Raw genomic sequence first — 20,778 nt, 5'->3', positions numbered from 1 at the left:
TCAGGGGATGGAAACGGTGGTCTGGCCCGGCGCGTTGATGCCGATCACGCCGCCCCACATGCACATCAGTTTCGACGAATTGTTCAACGCCGGCATATTGCCGATCAGGACGGTCGGCGAGCCCGGCACCCACGGCGCCGTGGTGGCGGGAATGCACGGCATCGGCGTCAGCACGCCCAGCGCCGCCGCCGTGGCCGCCGCCACCATCGGGTTCGCCATCGACTGGCACATGCCGAACGGCAGGATGTTCATCATCGGCTTGTTGTCCATGATGTTGGCGTCCGGCACCGCGGTCAGCACGCAGTTGGCCGGCAGCACCATCAACGTCCCCGGCGCCACGCCGAAGGTACATTTGAGCATCGCGCCCATGCAGGTCTGTTGTCCCATCAGCTTCCCCTCACCAGCTTTTGCAGCCGGTCCAGAATTGCGGGTGTGGCCGCGACATTATCGGTGCGCTTGCCCTTGGGGTCGAAGCGCGCGGGCGAGCCGACCGGCTTGCCGTCGCGGTAGATCACTTCTTCCATCAGTTCGCCGTCGGGCCAGTAGCGGCGCAGCGGGCCGTGCAGCAAATTGGCGCGGTAGGTGCAGGTTTGCACCACGCCGCCCTGAGCGTCGAAGTCGGTGGACTCGCCGTCCATCAGGCCGGCCTTGTAATGCGACTTGCGCACGCGCAGGCCTTCGTAAAAGAATTCGGCCGGGCCGTGGATCTGGCCGTCGACCATGTTCAGGCGCGCGGTCAGGTGGCCGGCTTCGTCATACGACAGCGATTGGCCGTTCGGTACGCCCGCCACCATCATCTGCCGCGCGACGCAGCGGCCGTTGACGTAGGTTTCCATCTGGCCGTGGGCGACGCCGTGCTGGAACTGCGATTGCTGCACCAGCCTGCCGTCCTGGCCGTAGACGCGCATGGTGCCGTGCATCTTGCCGGACTCGAAGTGCGTCTTCATCACGGGATCGCCCTTGTCGCCGTACTGCTCGAACGGGCCGTGCAGCACGCCGTCGCGCAGCCATGCGCGCTGCAACAGCTGGCCGGCGTCGCTGTGCTCCTCGAGCAGTTGCGGCTCGGCCGGCGGCACTGGCTCGGCGGCTATTTGCTCTTCCGGCAGTTCGGTCTCGGTCGCCATGTCAGTTCACCTTGGCCAGTGCGCCCTTGAGGGTCAGCATCGCGCCGGCCTCCACGGTCTGGGTTGCATCGGCCTTGCTGTTGATGATGGGCGCCTTGTTATCCATCTGCACCGCCGCCTGGTTGACCATCTTCATGCCGGCCTTGTTGGTCAGGTCGGTGCCGGACTGGTTGGTCAGCGTGGTGCCCGACTTGGCCGTCAGCGCCGTGCCGGCCGTGATGTCGTAGGTGGTGCCGGATTCCTCCTTCACCGACGCGCTGGACTTGATGCTGATGTCGCCGGTAACGGTGATGGTCAGCTTGCCGTCGATGGTGAGCGCATAGTCGCCCGTCACCTTGTGCGTGAACTTGGCGCTGTTGGTGTGGGTTTCGTCGCCCGTCACGGTCACCTCGCGGGTGCCTTTGACGTTGTGCGTCTCCTTGCCCTTCTGGACGTCGACGGTGCGGTCGCCTTCCTGCAGCGTATGGATCTCCGCGCCCTTCTTCACCGTGGTGGTCAGCGCGTTCTCGATCTCGGTCAGCATGTCCTTCTGCGCGTGCATGTACAGCTGCTCCGAATCCTTCTTGTCCTCGAAGCGCAGCTCGTTGCCGGCCGCGCCCTGCTTGGACGACCAGGTGCGCATGATGGTCTGCGTCTGGTTGGCGGGCAGCTCGGCCGGCGTGGCGTTCTCGCCGTTGTAGACGCAGCCCGTCACCAGCGGCCGTTCCGGGTCGCCGTTCAAGTAAGTGATCACCACTTCCTGCCCCACGCGCGGCAGGAACAGCGCGCCGAAGCCCTTGCCGGCCACCGACTGCGCCACGCGCATCCAGGTCGAACTCTTGTCGTCCTTGACGCCGTCGCGGTCCCACGGGAACTGCACCTTGATGCGGCCGTACTTGTCGGTCCAGATTTCCTCGCCGCTGGGCCCCACCACCAGCGCCGTCTCGCAGCCGACCGCGCGCGGACGCGCCGTCTGCACCGGCGGGCGGAACGGCACCGTCGCCGGAAACGCCTCAAACGAATTGGTGTACATGTCGTCGCGCGCCGTGTGGTGCACGCGGCGCAGCACGAAGGCGGCATTCAGCGCGGTGACGAAATGGTCGGACAGCGTGAACTTGGTGCCGGCGCTGAACGGATAGCAGAAGCTGTCGCCGCGCAGCACCTCGGCGTTGACCTGGCTGGCTTCCACGCGCAGCTTGGCGATGGCCGTCGCCGCGCTGACGGCCAGGTGGCCGGTGGCGAATTCGTACACCGCGCCGCTGCCGTCCGTGGCCGAATGCGTGCCCTCCAGCGAGGTGCTTGGATTGATGAAATCGTAGTCGTTGACGGTGGCCTTCTTCACCGCGATGGTGTTCTCGTGGGCGAAGCGCGACACCGTGTCGATCGGGTTGTTCATGCCGGTGCGCGGGAAGAAGCGCACCGCCGCCGCGCCCGTGCAGTCAACGAAATTGGACGACGCGTCGCCCAGCACCATCGTGTGCGCGCTGCTGGTGAAGGTGAAGAAGTAGAAGATGCCGTTCTGCTCCATCAAACGGCTGATGAAATCGAACGCCGTCTCGTCGTACTGCACGATGTAGTCCTGCGCGGTGTAGGTCTGCGTCAGCTTGTCGTCGAAGGTGATGCTGAAATCGCCCAGCACCGCCTTGATGATTTCCGCCACCGTCTTGGCCTGGTAGATCTTGCGGTCGCGCGACAGCGTCAGCAGCCAGAGCATGGGCACCACTTCCGCCTCGTAGGTGGCGAAGTCCATGTCGAAGCCGCTCTGGATGAAGCGCGACACCATGCCGGTGATATAGCGCTTGGTCGCGCCTTCGACGTTCATGGTCACCGTCATGGTCTTGCCGACCACGGTGGCGGCGCTCAGGCTGGTGCTGCTGGAACGCATGTGCAGGTTGAACTTGAACAGCTCCGATATGCCCTCGCTGCCTTCGACGGCGTCGAGCAGCAGGTCGTTGTCGCCGAACGGCGACGACACGGCCAGCAGGCCGCCGGGCTGTTCGAAGCCGGTCTTCATGGCTGCCCTCGCAGCGGATGGTCGCGGAAGGTATAGGCGAAGTGGTCGTCGGCGCCCACGCTCATGTGGATGGCGGTGAACGGCTTCAGCTCCGACATGCGTTCCAGCACCAGAGACGACAGCAGCGGAAGCACCGTCTGCGTCAGGATGAAATCGATGTTGCGGGCGCCGCTGTCGACTTCCGTGCAGCGCGCGGTGACGACCTCGGTCACGCGGTCGTCCCAGGTGAAGCGGGCATTGTGGTTCTCGGCGAAGCGCGCCGCCAGCTTGGCCAGCTTGAGATCGACGATATTGCTGATCTGCTCATCGCCCAGCGGATAGTACGGCACCAGCACCAGCCGGCCCAGGAAGGCGGGGCTGAACTGGCGCAGCAGCGCCGGCCGCAGTTGCTCGATCAATTCGGTCGGATCCGGACGCTTGCCATTGGCGCAGGCCTGCGTGATGACGTCCTGCGCGGCGTTGGACGTCAGCAGGATCAGCGTGTTCTTGAAATCGATGGTGATGCCTTCGCCGTCTTCCATCGTGCCCTTGTCGAACACCTGGAAGAACAGCTCCAGCACGTCCGGGTGGGCTTTCTCCATTTCGTCCAGCAGCACCACGCAGTAGGGCCGGCGGCGCACGGCCTCGGTCAGCACACCGCCCTTGCCGTAGCCGACGTAGCCCGGCGGCGCGCCCTTCAGGCTGGAGATCGAGTGCGCTTCCTGGAACTCCGACATGTTGATCGTGACCATATTGCGCTCGCCGCCGTACAGCATGTCGGCCAGCGCGAAGGCGGTTTCGGTCTTGCCGACGCCGCTCGGACCGACCAGCATGAACACGCCTACCGGCTTGCTTGGATCATCCAGCTCGGCGCGGAAGGTGCGCACGCGGCGGGCGATCGCGTCCAGCGCCTGCGACTGGCCGACCACGCGGTCTTCAAGGCGCTCCTTCAGCTGCAGCACGGTGTGGATCTCGTCGGCCAGCATCTTGCCGACCGGGATGCCGGTCCAGCCGGAGATGACGCCTGCGACGATCTTCGAGTCCACGCAGACCGGCACCAGCGGTTCGTCGTCCTGTATCGCTTCCAGGCCTTTTTGCAGTCGCTGCAACTGGTCGCCGCGCGAAATGCGTTCCTCGTCGTCGAGCGCGGCGCCGTCGTCGGCCGATGCGGCGATCTCGCGGCGCAGCGCGACGATTTCGTCGACTGCGCGGCGTTCATCCGCCAGCTTGTCCTTCAAACGTGTTTGCTTGGCCAGCAGCAGCGCCAGTTGCGCATCGAGCTTGGCGATGGCCACGCCCTGGTCCTCACCGCGCGCGTGATGCTGGCGGGCGATGCGCAGTTCTTCGGTGGCCAGCACGATCTCGTGGTCCAGCGATTCCAGCTGCGGCGGCGCGCCGGCTTGGCCGATCGACACGCGGGCGCAGGCGGTATCGAGCACGCTGATGGCCTTGTCCGGCAACTGGCGGCCGGTGATGTAGCGGTGCGACAGGCGCACGGCGTCGGTCACGGCTTCGTCGAGGATCTCGACACCGTGGTGTTGTTCCAGCGTGGCGACCATGCCGCGCAACATGCCGATGGCGGCTTCCGGCGCGGGCTCCTCCACCTTCACCACCTGGAAGCGGCGCGCCAGCGCGGGATCGCGCTCCACGTATTTCTTGTACTCGGCCCAGGTGGTGGCGGCGATGGTACGTAGTTCTCCGCGCGCCAACGCGGGCTTGAGCAGGTTGGCGGCGTCGCCCTGCCCTTCGCTGCCGCCTGCGCCGATCAGCTGGTGCGCTTCGTCGATGAACAGCACGATGGGCGTGGCCGAGGCGCGCACTTCGGCGATCACCGATTTGAGGCGGTTTTCAAATTCGCCCTTGATGCCGGCGCCGGCCTGCAGCAGCGCCAGGTCCAGCGTGCGCACAACCACGTTGGCCAGCGACGGAGGCACCGCGCCCGATGCGATGCGCTGGGCGAAGCCTTCCACCACGGCGGTCTTGCCGACGCCCGCCTCGCCGGTCAGGATGGGATTGTTCTGACGGCGGCGCAGCAGGATGTCGATGATCTGGCGGATCTCGGCGTCGCGGCCGCGTATCGGATCGATGCGGCCGGCGCGCGCCAGTGCCGTCATGTCGACCGTGTACTGGTCCAGCGACGGCGTGGCGCCACCGGCGGTCTGCGGCGTTGGCATGCTGCCCGCCGGTTGCGGGTACGGCGCGCTGGCCGGCGTACCGGTGGCGGGCGGCACGGCGGATGGCGTCGTGACCGTGCCGCCGTCCTCCGCCGATCCGGCCAGCAGCGCCGGCAGTTCCTTCTTCAACTGGTCGCGCGGAATCTTCAGCAGTTCGGGCGCGGTCTCGATCAGCATGCCGCGCAGACTGTCCACTTCCAGCATCGCCAGCAACACGGTGCCGGAGCGTATCTGCTGGCTGCCCAGCAGCATGGAGCTCAGCAGCCACGCCTCCTGGAACAGTGGCATGAAGTGCGGCGACAGCGCCGGCGTGCGGCCGTTGCCGCGCTTGAAGCCGTCCATGCTGCGTTGCAGCTGCGCCGTCACCGCGCTCTCGCCGATGCCGAAGCGCTGCAACAGCAGCACGAAGTCCGGCACCCGTTCTTCCAGCAGCGTAAACAGCAAGTGCTCCAGCTCGACGTTGTACTGCGTCTGCTTCACGCAAAGCTCGGCGGCATGACCCATCGCCCGCTTGCATTCGGGATTGAGCTTGGACAGCAGTGTGCGGATATCGATTTCCATGGCGCTCAGCCTTCCTCGTTCGACAGCAGGAAATTGGCCGGCTGGTAGCGCACCGGCGTGGCGTCGTCCGCGCTTCGCGCGCTGCACAGCCAGGTGCTCAGGCCCAGACGCGGCGGCAGCGCTGCGGCGGCGCTCAGGCGCGTCTCTGGACGAACCGCCAGGTCGAGCCGCAGCCGCACCTGGAAGTCGCGCTGCAGATGGCGTCCCACCAACCAGCCGAGCAGCGAATTGTTCTTGGCGCCCGGCAGCAGCGCCGCATACTGCGCCGGCTGCAGCGGCGGCCCATCGAGCGCCATGCCGGCGCCCTGGTCCCAGGCGCGCGCGCCCAGGCTGGCGCCCATGCCGAGACGGGACTGTAAGATGGCAGGCTTGCCGGGATCGTGCAGTGTGGCGCGGTCGCACGGCGCCAGCGGATGCCAGCCGCCGACGAACTGCTTGCCCGAGAAATGCACGCCCATCCGGTCGCGCACCACGGCCAGCAGCGACACCATCGAACGCGGCGCGGCGCCTTGCAGGCCGGCGTGGCGCAGCCATGCCTGTTCGCCGTCCGGTCCGCGCACGCCCTCCGCGCGCCCCAGGCTGGCCAGCGCGTCGAGGCTGCGCACGATAGGCGCTTCGTTGATGCTGCCGGTGCTCAGCGCCATGTGGTGCTTGCGGCGGCTGCGGTACAGGAAGCCCAGCAAACGCTGATTGAAGATGTCGAGGAAATCCAGGCCGGAGTTGTCGCGCGCGCGGCGGCGGTCCATCAGCAGCTCGGTGAACGGCGTAGGCAGCGGGCCTTGCGAGCCGGCCAACGTCAGCACCGGCGACTTCAAGGTCAGCGGCGGGCCTGGCTGCTTGCTGTCGTGCAGATCGCTGATGTCGCTGGGAGCGAACGACATCTCCACCTGCGCCTTCAGCCGCAGCGCCTCGTCCATGCCGACCGAGGTGCCGACCGGCGCGCGCGCAGGTTCGCTGCGCTCCAGGATGCTGATCGCCTGGAACAGATCGAAGGCATGCGGGTCGTCCCGCAGCAGCGACATCAGATCAGACATTGCCGTCCACTCATGGCAGGCCACTGCATCCACGGTTCGCCGCCGCGCGTGACGGCCAGGCGGACGAAGGAATTAGCGGAGGTGTACAAAGCGAAAAACCGCGACAGCACGCCGGCCAACACCAGCGGCGAAGTGCCGACAAACGCATCGGCGTCGAACTCCAGCACGATGTCGGTGCCGCGGCAGTGGCCGCGCCAGGTGTCCGTGCCCAGGCGCGCCGTGGCGACCGAGGCCACCATGCTTTTTACGCCGCGCACCTGCGCCTGGTCGCGGGCGCTGTCGCCGGCGAACAGCATCAGCATTTTGCGCAGCGTGTCGACGCCGGTGGTGCCGTCCACCAACGAGCGGTGGTTCAGGCGTAGCAGCGCCACCAGCGACCACAGGGCCTTGGCTTCCATCACCGGCGGGCGCTGCGCGCTCGGCTGGTACAGCGTGCGTATCACCGTCGACGTGGAGATGCCTTCGCCGTAGAAGCGTGTGCCGGGGCCGATCTGTTCGGCCAGGCCGCGGTTGGTGCACAGCAGCTGGGCGTAGACCACCGGTTCGTCCGGCATGCTGCGCACGTCGCTGCGGTCGATAAAACTCAGGTAGACGTCGGTGCCGGTGATGCCCTTGCGCAGGCTCATCTCGCGGCGCAGCGACCAGTACACATCGGCGTCGTCCGACTCGTCGGCGGTGGATTCGGCGTAGACGCTGGGGATGATGGTCGGGCGGTCGGCGCGCGGGTCGGACGCGGTGACCGACACCACCGAATGCACCTCCATCACCGCCTCGCGCTGGTAGTCCGGCACCAGCATGTATTCGTAGTGGCGGCGGTGCAGGCGTATCGGTTCGCTGGTGACGGGGAACAGGTTCACGGCCGGCACGCAGCCCAGCAGGAAGTTGTCCGCGCTGAGCTGCGACAGCACGCGCGCGCGGCGGTTGAACACGAAGCGCACCGAGAAGCCGGTTCCGCTGCCCAGCAGTCCGCGCAAGCCCTTCAGGTCGAAGAACTGGAACTTGCGCGGGAAGGCGAAGTATTCCTGCAGCAGCGCGTAGGCCGGATGCGCGTGCGCGGGCTGGGCCAGGATGGCTTCGTTTTCTTCAAAACCGACTTCGGCCAGCGCGTTGGGACCAAGGCGGTGCACGGCGCCGTCGCCGGACACCAGCTCGATGCGTTCCAGGCCGCTGATCAGCAATTCGTGCAGCGGCATCGTCGTCATCAGGTCGCCGGACAGGTGCAGGCGCAGGCTGTCCAGTTCCAGCTCGGAGACGTCGAGGCCGGGGTCGCAGCGCAGGTCCAGGCGCAGGGTCGGCCGGTTTTCCTGCGTGTCTTCCATCTTGGCGACGGCCACCTGCAATGGCCACAGCGTGGTGTTCCACGCCACCTGGAAGCGGCAGTTCTCGCCGGTGGACGCGGTGGTGGTCAGCATGGCGCCGCGCACGACCGGCATGCCGGCCATGACCTTGCCCTGCGAGGAATCGAGCGTCATGCGCACCACCGTCATGGCCGGCACGGGCTGCGTCAGGCTCGGGCACAGGTTGTCCAGCATGGCGCCGGCGATGGTGGGGAAATCGCGGTCGAGGTCGCGGTGCACGCGGGCGGTCAGGAAGGCCACCGATTCGATCAGCCGTTCGGTGTGCGGATCGGCAGATTCGCCGCCGTTCAGCACCAGCCGCTGCGCCACCTTCGGATAGCGTTCCGCGAAGTCGGCCGACTGCGTGCGCAGATAGGATAGTTCGCGGCGGTAGTATTCAAGGATATCGTCGCTCACGGCGTGGCCTCCCGCTGGCCGGTCGTCATGCGGCCGCCTGCATTGCCGCTGAACGGGCGTCCAGGGCGACGTCGAAATTCACCCGGCACAGCTGCTGGCCGAGCATGACCACGGCGGCGATGGAGGCGCGGGCGGCGTAGGGTTTGACGGGATCGGCCAGCACCTGCACCTTCACATGCGACAGGCGCGGCTCGAACAGCGCCAGACTGCGTTCGAGCACGGTCGACCAGACGTACAGGTCCTGGTCCGATTGCGGCGACAGCGCCAGCATATCGGGCAGGCCATAGTCGAGGATCGTGGGATCGCCTTCCAGGAACTCCTGTATCGTCAGCGCGTTGCGTACATTGAACAGCCGCATCAGGTCCAGCTGCAGCGAGTGTTGCAAGCCGCCGCCATCGAGCAGCCTGCCATCCGGGGAAGCGTGCGCCACGCCGGTCAGCCGATCAAACAACGGAACAAGCGACGCCGTGATGGCTTTAGACATAGTTTCTCAACGATACGCGGTGATGATGAACAGGCCGGCGGCGCGCCCGCAGGCACGCGCCGGCTACGTGCATCAATCCGCTTTCATCGTCTCCAGGTTCCAGTTCCACGTGCCGGTGCCCTTCGCGGTCGAATCCGACTGCTGCTGGGTGTAGTCGCACTTGATCTTGGTGAAGCTGATCGAGAACGAATCCGACGGAATGCCGCCGCCGCCGGAAGTGCTGATGTTCGAGATCATGGCGTTGGTCATCTCGTACTTGAAGAAGCTCATGTACTTGCCATTCTCGACGCGCCCCACGTGCAGCGTGGCGGTGCCGATCTTGGTGCCCTGGGTACAGGCCTTGTACATTTCCGTGGTCGACAGGTCGGACATTTTCGAGAACGAAATCTCGGAAAACACCGGACGGCCGGAGGTACGCTCGGTGTTCGAGGCGTCCATTTGCAGCGGCATCGAGGCGCTGTGCGAGTACGAAAGCACGATCACCTTGTCGGTATAACCGGTCACCATGCAGTTGCCCTTGATGGTGGTGCCCAAATCCAAAATAAGTACGTCAGACATTGCTGGCTCCAAATTTTTATAAGCAGACCCGGGCGCCGCGATGGCGCCGGGTGTGCGGGAACTTCATTGTGTATGGCGGGATATCAACCGGCGGCGGCCGGCAGTTCGGCCACCAGGCGGATCGACGTGGTCAGTTCTTCCATCTGGAAGTGCGGTCGCAGGAACACCGTGGCCGAGTAGGCGCCAGGCTTGCCTGGCTTCTCGGTCACATCGACGCGGCCTTCGGCCAGCGGGAAGCGGGCCTTCTCGCCTTGCGTCGCGTTCGGGCTCAGCAGAACGTAGGAGCTCAGCCACGAGTTCAGGTAGTTCTCCACGCTTTGACGGGTCTGGAAGCTGCCGACCTTGTCGCGCATGATGACCTTGATGTAGTGCGCGAAGCGCGAAGCGGCCAGCACGTACGGCAGGCGCGACGACAATGCCGCGTTGGCGTTGGCCGTGTCCAGGTTGTACAGCTTCGGCTTGTTGACGGTCTGGCCGCCGAAGAAGGCGGCAAAGTCCGAACCCTTGGAATTGACGGCGGCGATGAAGCCCAGGTCGTTCAACTCTTTCTCGCGGCGGTCGGTGATCGCCACTTCGGTCGGGCACTTCAGCACGACATCGCCTTCGTCGGTCTTGTAGGTGTGCGCGGTCATGCCCTCGATCTTGCCGCCGCCTTCCACGCCGCGGATCGCGGTGGTCCAGCTGTGCTTGGCGTAGGCGTCGGTGATGCGCAGGCCCAGTTGGTAAGCCGAGTTGGCCCACAGGTATTTGCTGTGGTCGCGGCCGTCGACGTCTTCCTCGAAGCTGAAGCTCTCAACCGGGCTGGTCTTGGCGCCGTACGGCAGGCGCGCGGCGTAGCGCGGCAGCACCATGGCGATGTAGCGCGAGTCTTCCGATTCGCGGAAACCGCGCCAAGAGGCCAGTTCGGCGCTCTCGAAGATCTTCGACATGTCGCGCGGCACGCCCAGCTCGGTGAACTCGGTCATGTCGAACAGCGACGGCGCGGCGGCCGTGATGAACGGCGCGTGCGCGGCGGCGGCGACCTTGGACAGGCGCTGCAGCAGGGCGATATCCTGTGGATGACGGCCGAAGTAGTAATCGCCGATCATCAGCGAATACGGGGCGCCGCCGAAGGTGCCGTACTCTTCCTCGTAGACCTTCTTGAACAGCACGCTCATGTCGTGGTCGACGGCGCTCTCCAGGTCTTTCAGCAGTTCTTTCTTCGACACGTTCAGCAGACGCAGCTTGAGCGTCGGGCCGGTCTCGGTGCCGTAGACCATGTCGTGCAGGCCGCGCCAGGAGCCTTCCAGTTTCTGGAATTCCTCGTGGTGCATGATGGCGTTCAGCTGGTCGCTGAGGATGCGGTCGATTTCGGCCACGCGCTCGTTGATCGTGGCGACCACGCCCTTGTCCGGTGCGGTTTTCATGCCTTCGTCCAGCACCTGCGAAGCGAATTGGCCCAGCAGTTTTTTAGCGTAAGCGTTTTGCGACGGATCGACCGCCATCTTGCCTTCCTGGACGATACGGTCCAGCAAGCTCAGTTCGCCGGCGGATTCCGTCGACTTGGCACCGCCTTTGGCGGATTGACTAGTAGCCATGATTTAGCTCTCTTTGGTAAACGATGAGGGGAAGCGCGAGGGGCGCGCTATCAGGATGGGGTCGCTTCCGCGTCCGCCGCCGGCGCTTCAGCGGCCGGTCCCTGGTCCTTGAGGGTTTTCAGCTCTTCCGAGTTCTGGACGATGTTTTCCAGCAACGCGTCGAGCTCATCGTTGCCATCGAGCTTGCCGAGCAGGTCGCGCAATTGCTGGCGCACTTCCAGCAGCTTGGCCAGGCGCGGCACCTGCTTGACGATGGCTTCCGGATGGAAGTGATCGAATTCGGTGAAGTTCAGTTCGACCTTGAGGTTGCCTTCGCCCTTGTAGGTGTCCGGCACCGAGATGTCGAGGCGCGGGGCGATCTTGCCCATCACTTCGTTGAAGTTGTCGCGGTCGATTTCAATCAGTCGTCGGGCTTTGAGCTTGGGCGGCGGCACCAACGGCTGACCGGACAAATCGGCCAGCAAGCCTACCACCAGAGGCAGTTCTTTCTTTTCAGTGGCGTCACCAATTTCGACGTCGTACGTGATTTGCACACGTGGCGGACGATTGCGTCCCACCCATTTTTGTAAGCTGTCTGACATTCACATCTCCACATTCTGGTGACGAGCGGCTGACGATCGACTACTAAAAAAACAGGTGGAATGGAGTCCTGGAGTGCTCTCTCGCCGCCACCACTTCGCTGCGCCGCAACGTAATTGATAGGTACAATACTTTCCAATACTCAATTGATAATAAATGTAAATTCTTCTAGGAACAAGCTTTTTTACTTTTCCCCGCGTCATATTTTCGCCACGGACTTGCGATTGCTCAATGTGACATTTGCGTGACATTTCAAGTGGACGGCGGAATGCCCGGCGGGGCTGGAGGGATAGCATCTTTCAAGTCGCTGAGCGATGCGAGTGGGTCGTGAGATGGAAGCTTGGCCGCAGCGTCTTTGGCGGCGGCCAGTTTGTCGGCCAAGGTCTTGGCGGCCGTGGCCTGGTCGGCGGCGGCTTTGCTTGCGGCGGCATCCGTTGCGGCTTTTGCAGTGGCTGCCGTGGATTGCGGTGCGTCGGCTGCACCAGACGATGTGGGCTTGGCATCGGCAGCAGGAGAGACGCCGCCAGAAGCGCCAGCGGTAGGCGTGTCGCCAACTCCCGCCGCGCTGGAGCCAGTCGCCGTCGTACCGTCAGGTGCTGCCGCGGTGGTGGCCTTGCCGGCTGCATCGACATTCGGAGGCGTGCCGCCAAATGCGGCTTTTGCTGCCGCCTGATCGGCGGCTGCGGCAGCGGCTTTGGTTGCTGCTGGCGCGGCTTGAGCTGCATCTGCCGCAGCCTTCGTCGCGGCGTCGACGCCGGCGGGCGGCTTGATGCCATCAGGGATAGGCATGCCCGCTTTGCCGGCCGACGCGAGGCTATCCGGCACGGCACCAGCGGGCGATTCCAGCGTTGCATCCGCTGCAGGCGTTTTGCCGGCAGGGACGCCCTCGCCCGCTTTCGGCATCGCGCCGCCGGATTTTGTGCGCTGCGCATGCGCGGCACCTGCAGATGCTGGAGCGGCGCCGTCGGCGGCAGTCGCGTCGGGCACCGCCATGCCGGCATCGGCATCGGTGGAGGGCGCATCCGCAGAGGGTGTTGCCGCCTCAGCGCCAATCGGCGCAGGCTCAGAAACGGCCGGGCCATCAGGTTTAGTATCGGCATCCGCTTTCGCATCGCTGTCGGCTTTGGCATCGGCGGCCGGCGCGTCGGTGGTGGCGGACGATGCGGACTTGGCGTCAGCGTCAGCTGTCGCACCGCCCGCATTGCCGGCGGCGGAGGCGCCGTCTGCCGCGCCGGAGTCAGAAGCTGCCGCCGAATCGGCAGGTGCTGCAGCGCCGTCGGCGGTTCCTGCTGCGGCGCCAGCGGCACCGGCGGTTCCTGCTGCGGTACCGGCAGCATCGGCTGTACCGGCAGCGCCAGCGGGACCGGCTGCACTCGCGGCAGCAGCAGCGGCCTCGGTGGCGGCCTTGTCGGCGGCATCGGCATTCGCGGACGTGCCGCCGTTCTTGACCACCTCCGCATCGACGATCGCCTCCGCCTTGATCGCCTCGGCGCGCGCCGCGTTCACCTGCGCCTGCACCGACTCAACCTGCGCCAGCGTTTGATTGATGCCCGCCTGCGCCTGGTCCTTCATCGCAGTGGTCTGCGCCGTGGCATCGTCCGCCGCCGCGCCCACGTCCTTTTCGCTGGCGACGATCTGCGCCGCCAACGACTGCTCCGATTCCTTGGCCGCTTGCGCCGCCTGCTCCGCCTTGTCCGCCTCGGCCTTCACATCGGCCAGCAGCGCCTCCGTATCCGGCACATACGGCTCCATCGTCGTCTCCGACTCCTTCTGAGAATCAGCCAGCGACGACGACATCTCCTCCATCGCCCCATCCGCATCCGCCGCGACGCTGTCGGCATCCTGCTTCATGCCATCGAACGAAGCCTGCACCTGCTCCGACACCGAGCCGCTCTCCGAGATCGAATCGCTGGCCTCCTGCGCGCCGGAGGCCGTGTTGTCCGCAGCCGTCTGCACCTCGCTCACGCCCTGCGACGCCTCGTCCGCCGCCGCGCGGGCACGGTCGAGCAAGTCATTGGCCGCCTGCTTCGCCTCGGATTGCCAGTCATTCACCGCATCGACCACGCTGCCGGCGCTTTGCACCTGCGACTGCAACTGGGTAAACGTCCCCGCCACATCGTCGTAGAACTGCGCGAACGGCGCTATCTGCTCGCCCACTTCGCGGATCTTCAAGCTGGCGATGGCCTGCGACGCCTGGTCCACATACGACAAGGCCTGATCCGCCGCCTGCCTTACCTGCTGCTGCGCCGAACCGCTCACCGATTCCACCTTGCCTTGCGCCGTCGTCAGCGTGTCGGTCAGCTTCTGCATAGGCTGCATGGCCTGCTGCTTCACGCCCGCCAACGCGGCACTCAGCTTGCCCAGGCCGTCCTGCGCCATCGCCGCCGCCTTGCCGACTTCCACCTTGCCCTGCGCCAGCACGTTCTGCAGCGGCGCGCCTGCGGCCTGTATCTGCGCCTCCAGCGGCTTGAAGGTGCGGTCCAGCAGATCGTTCAACTCCTGCTGCAGGCGCCGCACCAGCGGTTCGCATTGCAGCTTGGCCAGGCACTGCTCGGCGGCCGTGCGCACCTGGTCCAGCACCTGATGCACCGCGGCCGCTGCCTTGTCGAACTGCTCCTGCATCAGCGGCGGAATCTGTTCGGCGGCGGTGGCCACCTGCTGCAGCGCCGCCTGCATCTGTTCCAGCAAACCGATCAGCGCATCAATCGCCACCTGCACTTGCGCGATGGCCTGGTCCAGCAGGGGATTCAACGAATCCACCAGCGTGATCGCCTGGTCCATCAGGCCGGTGGCCTGGTCGCCCGCCGTCTTCACCGCCGTGCGCGCGGTGGTGATGGCCGTCTTCACGCCCGGGATCATGGCCTTGATGCCCATGAACAGCGTGCGCGCCATCATCAACGCCGGCGCCTTCATCATGTAGCGCGTGCAGATTTCGATCGCGCTGGTGCACAGCGCATCGGCCTGATCGAGCTCGCTGGAGGCCGCGTCGAGCGCGCCGTTGGCCTCGGCCACGAACGGCGGGATATTGTCCTTCACCTGCGTCAGCATGGCGATCGCCTCGGCGATCATGGTGCGCACAGGGATGAAGTTGTCCGGTAGTTGGCGCAGGATGGTCTTGGCGTTTTCGGCCTCCTCGTCCAGCTCCTTCATCAGCTGCAGCACCTTGCCCACTTCGTCGCGGATGACGTCCAGCACTTCCTGCAAGGCCTGCTGAATGGCATCCACGCGCAACTCCAGCGCATCGACCGGCTCCATCGCGCGCTGGATCATGGTGTCCACTGTGTTGGCGGCGGCGGCCAACTGGTCGATGACGATATCGACCTGCGTGCGGGCGGCGGCCAACGGCTTGATGAGGATGTCGCCCAGCCTTCCCAGCTGTGCCGAGGCTTCATCGAACAACGCATCGCAGTTGCGCGCCTCGTCGCCCAGCGCGGCGCTGGCGCTGTCCACCTGATCGATGGTCGCCTGCAACGGCGCCAGCAGCGCATTGCCTTTCTCGTTCAGCAGGTCGGATACGCCGCCTATCGTTTTCGTGGCTTGCGCGGTGGCTTGCTGCATCGCCGTTTCGAGGTCGCCGACGTTGCCGTCCAGCGTATCGCGCAGCGCCTTGACCTGCGCCAGGCTGTCGTTCTGCAGCTGCTCGGCGCGCGCCAGCACGGCCTGCACAGCAGCGTTGCCGGCACCCGGTCCGCCCTGCAGCTTGCCCAGCTGCTCCAACTGCTGCGATAGCGGCAGCAGATCGCGGCCGTACTGCTCGACCATGGCGCCGGTGCGCTTGGCCAGGTCGGCCAGCGCCTGGCCGCGCCCCGGCAGGCTGTTGAAGAAGGTCATCTGCGCGCCGAAGTCCGGCACCAGTCCGGACAATTCCGGCAGCAGGGTACTCATCGCCTCGACCGCCTCGTTGGCCGAGTCGATGACCTTTTGCACGCCGGCCGTCTGCGCCAGCATGCGCTGCGGAATGGCGGCGGCGTCGTTGGCCAGCTGGCGCAAGTCGCTGGCGGCCTGCTCCAGCACGCCGGTGCAGCAATCGATGATGGGCTGCGGATTCAGCAGGTCCGGTATCGCCTTCATCTGGTCGGCGACCTTTTGCATGTCCTGGTTCAGCGAAGTGGCGGTGGCCGTGACCTCGGTGGCGAAGGTCTTGCCCTGCTCGACGATGGTGTCGGCCGCCTTTTGCACCGCGTTGGCGATGTTGACCGGGCACTGCGGCAGCACTTCGATAGAGTGGTCGATGACTTTCATTTACAGGGATCCCAGCGTGGCCGTGCTGCGCGAAGTGGCGTCGCTCAGCGAGGTCTTGATCGCCGCCACCTTGGACGGCGCCGGCTCCAGCGACAGCGAGGCCGAGCCGATGGTGCCGATGGTGGCGTTGACCTGGGCCAGCGCCTGGTTCAGCTCAGGCAGCACCTCGGCGCCTTCGATGCGGATGTCCTCCAGCACCGGCAGCAAGTCCGGCACCACGGGGATTGCCGGTACCGCGCTCAGTGCCGGCAGGGCCGACAGCGCGGCGGCCGATGCGGCCGCGCCCGCACTGGGCGGCGCCACCAGCCGGCCCGGCTGGGCCTGGCGGCTCAATTCCTCCATGACCACCACCGCGCCGCTCATCAGGCGTCCGGCCAGCGCGTGCAGCCAGCCGTCCGGGCCGGAATTGGCGGTCGCCAGCGAGGGGCCGGAGCGTTGCAGTATCCAGCGGAGTTCGGCGCGCGCGGCCGGTTCGCCCAGCCAGTAGCGCAGGTAGGTGTAGGCGTCGGCGGCGGACGAGAAGCGCCGCCGCGAACCCAGCGTGTGCTGGCCGCCCTGCCCCTGCAGCAATGCCTGTCCGATCTGGCCGCCAGATTCGTAGAAGGTGACGCGGCTGGAATGGCGCCATAAGCTGGCCAGTGGATGCAGCATGAAAGTCTTGGCAGATGTTTAAGCTGTGCAGGGTCGAACGACAATAACATGAGCAGCTTGATAACGCAAACCCACAGAAGCTGCCCAGAAGCCACATCCCGAGCCGCCGTCGTTGCATGATGAGGTCGCCTCGGGTAGCATGGAATTCGAACTGGGACCCAGAGAAAAACGACAATGTGGAATCGCGCTTTATTTAAAATACTGGGTCTGGCTGGCTTGCTGTTTCTGTCGCTGGCTGCGCAGGCCGACGCCGGCAGCAGCCCGACACTGGACACCATCCGCAAGAACAAGGTCATCCGGGTCGGCGTCAAGACCGACTTCAGCCCCTACAATTCGCTCAACGCCAAGCGCGAGGTGGTCGGCTTCGAAAGCGACATCGCTGAGCTGATCGCCGACCGCCTCGGCGTCACCCTCAAGAAAGTCAGCATCACCACCGAGAACCGCTTCCAGAAGCTGGAGCTGGGCGACGTCGACATCCTGATCTCCACCGTCGGCGACACGGCCGCGCGGCGCAAGATCGCCACCGCCATCGAGCCGGGTTACAACGAGACCAGCGTCAACGTGCTGTTCCGCCCGGGCGAGGCCGTGCCGGCGTGGAATCAGATCCGCCACGAGACCATCTGCGCGCTGCAGGGCAGCTATTTCAACAAGCCGATGAGCGAGCGCTACCTGCTCGAGCTGCAAACCTACAAGACCGTGCGCGACGCCCAACTGGCGTTGCGCGACGGCCAGTGCTCCGGCTTCCTGTACGCGACGGCGGCGCTGGCCAACACCGCCCAGCTGCCCGAATGGGCCGGCTACAAGATGCCGCTGCCGAACGCGCTGATCACGCCGATGGCGATCTTCATCGCGCGCGGCGAGCAAGGCAGCGAGCTGGATCTGGCACTGGGCAATATCCTGGCCGACCTGCACCGCACCGGCTGGCTGCTGGAGGCCAACAACCGATGGGGCATCGCCTCGACCTCCTGGCTGAAGGCGCAGAAGGAACTCTGGTCGGCGCGCGACGAGCACGGGCAGTACCTGTGCGTGCGCAACAATACCGGCAACTGGATCGCCGCCTGCCGCGCCGCCGAGTACGTGTCAAGCACCGAGGTCAGCGGCGTGCAGGCGGTCGGCCTGTGGATCAAGGAACAGCTGGGCGTGGACCTGAACTTCGTCTACGACCCGTACGACCGCGCGCAATTCTTCACCGGCATCTGCTACACCATGTTGCTGATCACCTGCAGCATCGCCATCAGCATGGCGCTGGGCATCGCCGTCTCGGTCGCGGTGGACGGCCGCGACGGCTGGACCGCGCGCGCCATCCACGCCATCATGGCCTACGGCAGGCTGACGCCGCCGCTGCTGATGATGTACCTGATCTTCTTCGGCCTCGGCGGCTGGACCATGCGCGAGTTCGGCATCAAGCTGCCGGCGTTCGCCGTGGCGGCGTTCTGTTCCGGCTACTACACGGCCGGCCTGGTGATGCGCGCCTTCCTTGAGGCGGCCAGCCACGTCCGCACCTATGAAGCGGGCTTCGTGCTGCACCTGCGCAACCTGGGACGCACGGCGCAATACGCCAACTGGCCGGTCAAGCAGGCGCTGATCAACCTGACCAAGCAGACCATGATCGCCTCGGCCATCGCGATCCCGGAACTGCTGAGCGCCAGCAGCCTGCTGATCGCTGAAAAAGGCAACATCTTCCTGACCATGACGGTGCTGCTGATTACCTTCTACCTGATCACCAGCCTGTGGACCAGGATCTTCAATTACCTGGAAAAGGCCTTGCTGCCGACCGTGGGGCAACCATGAACAACGAAACCCTGAGTTTCCTGCTGACGTGGACGCCCTTCCTGCTGCAGGGCTTCATGTGGAATGTGTTCATCGCCGTGTGCGCGGTGGCGCTGGGCACGCTGATGGGCGCCGGCCTGGCTTGGCTGCGGGTGAAGAAAACCGGCCCCGTCGGCACTGCGGCCGAGCAGGTCTCGACCTTCTTCCGCGGCGTGCCGACGCTGGCGCTGATCTTTTACGCGGTGTTCGTGCTGCCCAGCGAATTCGCGCTGCCGGGCACCGAGATGACGATCCATATTCCGCAGTGGGTGAAGGCGGTGATCGGCTTGTCGGCGGCGCCGCTGTCGTTCACGTCGGAGAGCCTGGTGGTGGCCTACCGCGCCTGGTCGCGCGGCGACATCGGCGCGGCCCTGCTGTTCATCCCGACCTGGATCAATGTGTTCCTGATTTCGTTTGTCGCCTCGAGCGCCTCGTCGCTGGTCGGCGTGAGCGAGCTGGTGAGCCGTTGCAACACGGTGATCGCCGCCACCGGCACCAGCGTCATGGTGCCGGTGTACATTTACTGCAGCTTTTACTTTGTCATCACATCGCTGGTGTTCACGGCGCTGATCGGCAAATTCAAGACGTCACGCTTCATGGCCGGGGTGCACACCCGGCTCTCGCACGCCCACGCCGCACTGCGCAACTGACCTCGCCCGGAAACCGACGCCATGCCACTCACCTTCAAAGAAGAGATTGAACTGCAAGCCGCTTTCATGCACATCAAGCGTGAGCGCCGCGAGTCCCTGCAGGCGATGTTCGGCGGCACCCAGCTGCGCGCCAAGAGCCGGGTCGAAGACGCCAAGACGCTGGCCAAGGACGCCAAGGACTGCAAGAAAAAACTGGGCGCCATTCCCGGCGTCGCGGTGCCGCATTTCAGCATACCGCAGCTGAACATCGACCTGTTCAAGGGACTGGACCTGCCCGGCCTGATCGACTTCCGCATCCCGGGCGTAGGCTTGCCGAATTTCGACATCAACCTGATCCCGGACATCCACCTGGGCTCCATTCCAGGCTTCAACCTGCCCACGGTAAGGCTGAACCTGAAGGGCCTGATCAAGTTCAAGGACTTGCTGCCCGATATCTCGCTGCGCGCGCTGGTGTTCAAGATCGCGCTGAAATTCCCGGAAATAAATATCCCCTCGCTGCTGTTCGACCTGAGCAAGATACTGAGCATTGATTTCGATGTGGCGTTCCCGCGCATCCGCGACCTGTTCCCGGACTTTTTCAAGATCGACCTGAACGTCAGCCTGCCGCACCTGGCGATACCGGACATCAGCCTGCCCAACGTCAACCTGCCCAACCTGGACCTGCCCAACATCAACCTGGGCGAGATCGACTTCAGCAAGATTCACATCCCCGGTTTCGACTTCCCGACCATGCTCAAGGTGCCGGGCTTCGACAAGGTGCTGCGGCTGCTGTTCGAGCTGTTCGACAGCCTGGACATCGAAGTCATCCTCGCCGAACTGGGTGTCGAGTTCATGGCCGACTTCATCAGCTCGGCGCTGCCGCTGGTGCAGCAGGTCAAGGCCGGCGCCAAGGCGGCCAGCAACTGGGGCACAGCGGCGATGGACTGGCACAAGGCGCAGAAGACCACGGTGCAGCGCGGCTTCCTGCTGCCGGGCGACGCCCGCGACGCCTGCGACGCCGTGGCCGCGCTGCTGCGCACCAGCCGCAACGAGCATGCGGCGCTGGCGGCGATCCAGACCACCCAGCTGGCGGTGTCCACGGCCGGCCTGTTCGCCGACCTCGGCGGCGTGACCGGCCCGGCCGTGGCGGCCGCCAGCGCGATCGCCACCACCTGCCAGAAGATCATGATCATGGGCGCGCGCTACAAGGAGATGAAGAAGGTCAACCAGATCCTGAGCGCGTCGGCGATGGAAGCGCTGTCGTCGAACATCTTCCGGGTGTCGCCGCTGCTGGGCTGCTACTACCTGGCCAACAACAGCACCAGCAGCGTGCTCAACATCCTGTGCGACAACATCATCGAGGATGGCTGGATGGCGCAATGGGAACAGAACAAGCGCCAGCATCTCGATCCGCTGCTGACGGAGTGCGCGCGCTTCATTTCGGAATCGCGCTACGTGCTCGATCCGGTGCGGCAGAACAAGGGGATGTTTGTCGAGAAAAGCAGCATGGACAAGCTGAAGGAAGGAATGGCCTTGTACATCAAGAAAAAGCGCGGCCTTGCGCCGGCGCACGCCAGGGTGGCGACGCACAAATACGTGGGCTGACGGCAAAGCTCGCCGCAGGCGCGGC

Annotated in this window: 15 protein-coding genes; 3 read left to right on the top strand and 12 right to left on the bottom strand. The window is 65.3% G+C overall.

From position 1 onward, the window contains the following. From ABWW33_RS06760 to ABWW33_RS06705, 12 genes are all read right to left on the bottom strand, one after another. A complete protein-coding gene (locus ABWW33_RS06760) occupies positions 1–387 on the bottom strand; it encodes a DUF4280 domain-containing protein (protein WP_176655593.1) in 387 nt (128 codons plus the stop codon). Beyond that, positions 387–1,124: a toxin-antitoxin system YwqK family antitoxin gene (locus ABWW33_RS06755; protein ID WP_353400269.1), complete on the bottom strand. Its 738-nt coding sequence runs from the start codon at positions 1,122–1,124 to the stop codon at positions 387–389. The genes ABWW33_RS06760 and ABWW33_RS06755 overlap by 1 nt, the downstream gene beginning before the upstream one ends. 1 nt (position 1,125) lies before the next feature. After that, positions 1,126–3,117, bottom strand: coding sequence for a type VI secretion system Vgr family protein (locus tag ABWW33_RS06750; protein WP_353400266.1), 1,992 nt, complete (start codon positions 3,115–3,117; stop codon positions 1,126–1,128). Further along, positions 3,114–5,831, bottom strand: a complete 2,718-nt coding sequence (gene tssH, locus ABWW33_RS06745; protein ID WP_353400264.1) for a type VI secretion system ATPase TssH — start codon at positions 5,829–5,831, stop codon at positions 3,114–3,116. Before tssH ends, ABWW33_RS06750 begins: the two co-directional genes overlap by 4 nt. Before the next feature lie 5 nt (positions 5,832–5,836). Then, a complete protein-coding gene (tssG, locus tag ABWW33_RS06740; protein ID WP_353400261.1) occupies positions 5,837–6,865 on the bottom strand; it encodes a type VI secretion system baseplate subunit TssG in 1,029 nt (342 codons plus the stop codon). Next, positions 6,853–8,619 (bottom strand): type VI secretion system baseplate subunit TssF, encoded by a 1,767-nt coding sequence (gene tssF, locus ABWW33_RS06735; RefSeq protein WP_353400258.1) that lies wholly within the window; start codon positions 8,617–8,619, stop codon positions 6,853–6,855. The genes tssG and tssF overlap by 13 nt, the downstream gene beginning before the upstream one ends. Before the next feature lie 25 nt (positions 8,620–8,644). Further along, positions 8,645–9,103 carry a type VI secretion system baseplate subunit TssE gene (gene tssE, locus ABWW33_RS06730; RefSeq protein WP_353400255.1) on the bottom strand — a complete coding sequence of 153 codons (459 nt, stop codon included), beginning with the start codon at positions 9,101–9,103 and terminating at the stop codon, positions 8,645–8,647. A 72-nt stretch (positions 9,104–9,175) separates the two neighbouring features. Beyond that, complete coding sequence (locus ABWW33_RS06725; RefSeq protein WP_176655587.1) at positions 9,176–9,661, bottom strand: Hcp family type VI secretion system effector; 486 nt, start codon at positions 9,659–9,661, stop codon at positions 9,176–9,178. 83 nt (positions 9,662–9,744) lie between these two features. Continuing rightward, positions 9,745–11,238 carry a type VI secretion system contractile sheath large subunit gene (gene tssC, locus ABWW33_RS06720; RefSeq protein ID WP_176655586.1) on the bottom strand — a complete coding sequence of 498 codons (1,494 nt, stop codon included), beginning with the start codon at positions 11,236–11,238 and terminating at the stop codon, positions 9,745–9,747. Positions 11,239–11,288: 50 nt separating this feature from the next. Next, positions 11,289–11,819: a type VI secretion system contractile sheath small subunit gene (gene tssB, locus ABWW33_RS06715; protein WP_176655585.1), complete on the bottom strand. Its 531-nt coding sequence runs from the start codon at positions 11,817–11,819 to the stop codon at positions 11,289–11,291. Between the two features lie 250 nt (positions 11,820–12,069). Next, positions 12,070–16,059 carry a hypothetical protein gene (locus ABWW33_RS06710; RefSeq protein WP_353400250.1) on the bottom strand — a complete coding sequence of 1,330 codons (3,990 nt, stop codon included), beginning with the start codon at positions 16,057–16,059 and terminating at the stop codon, positions 12,070–12,072. After that, on the bottom strand, positions 16,060–16,710 hold the full coding sequence (locus ABWW33_RS06705; RefSeq protein WP_353400247.1) for a hypothetical protein: 651 nt from the start codon (positions 16,708–16,710) through the stop codon (positions 16,060–16,062). A gap of 174 nt (positions 16,711–16,884) precedes the next feature. Here ABWW33_RS06705 and ABWW33_RS06700 point away from each other — a divergent pair, with 174 nt between their 5' ends. From ABWW33_RS06700 to ABWW33_RS06690, 3 genes are read left to right on the top strand one after another with little or no spacing between them, the layout of a single operon-like run. Next, a complete protein-coding gene (locus ABWW33_RS06700) occupies positions 16,885–18,501 on the top strand; it encodes a transporter substrate-binding domain-containing protein (protein WP_353400244.1) in 1,617 nt (538 codons plus the stop codon). Further along, positions 18,498–19,169: an ABC transporter permease subunit gene (locus tag ABWW33_RS06695; protein WP_353400241.1), complete on the top strand. Its 672-nt coding sequence runs from the start codon at positions 18,498–18,500 to the stop codon at positions 19,167–19,169. The genes ABWW33_RS06700 and ABWW33_RS06695 overlap by 4 nt, the downstream gene beginning before the upstream one ends. Before the next feature lie 21 nt (positions 19,170–19,190). Then, positions 19,191–20,753 (top strand): hypothetical protein, encoded by a 1,563-nt coding sequence (locus ABWW33_RS06690; RefSeq protein WP_353400238.1) that lies wholly within the window; start codon positions 19,191–19,193, stop codon positions 20,751–20,753. Positions 20,754–20,778: the final 25 nt, after the last annotated feature.

It is taken from the genome of Duganella hordei (assembly GCF_040369125.1).
GTDB lineage: Bacteria > Pseudomonadota > Gammaproteobacteria > Burkholderiales > Burkholderiaceae_D > Rugamonas > Rugamonas hordei.
This window is presented reverse-complemented; position numbering and strand designations above follow the sequence as displayed.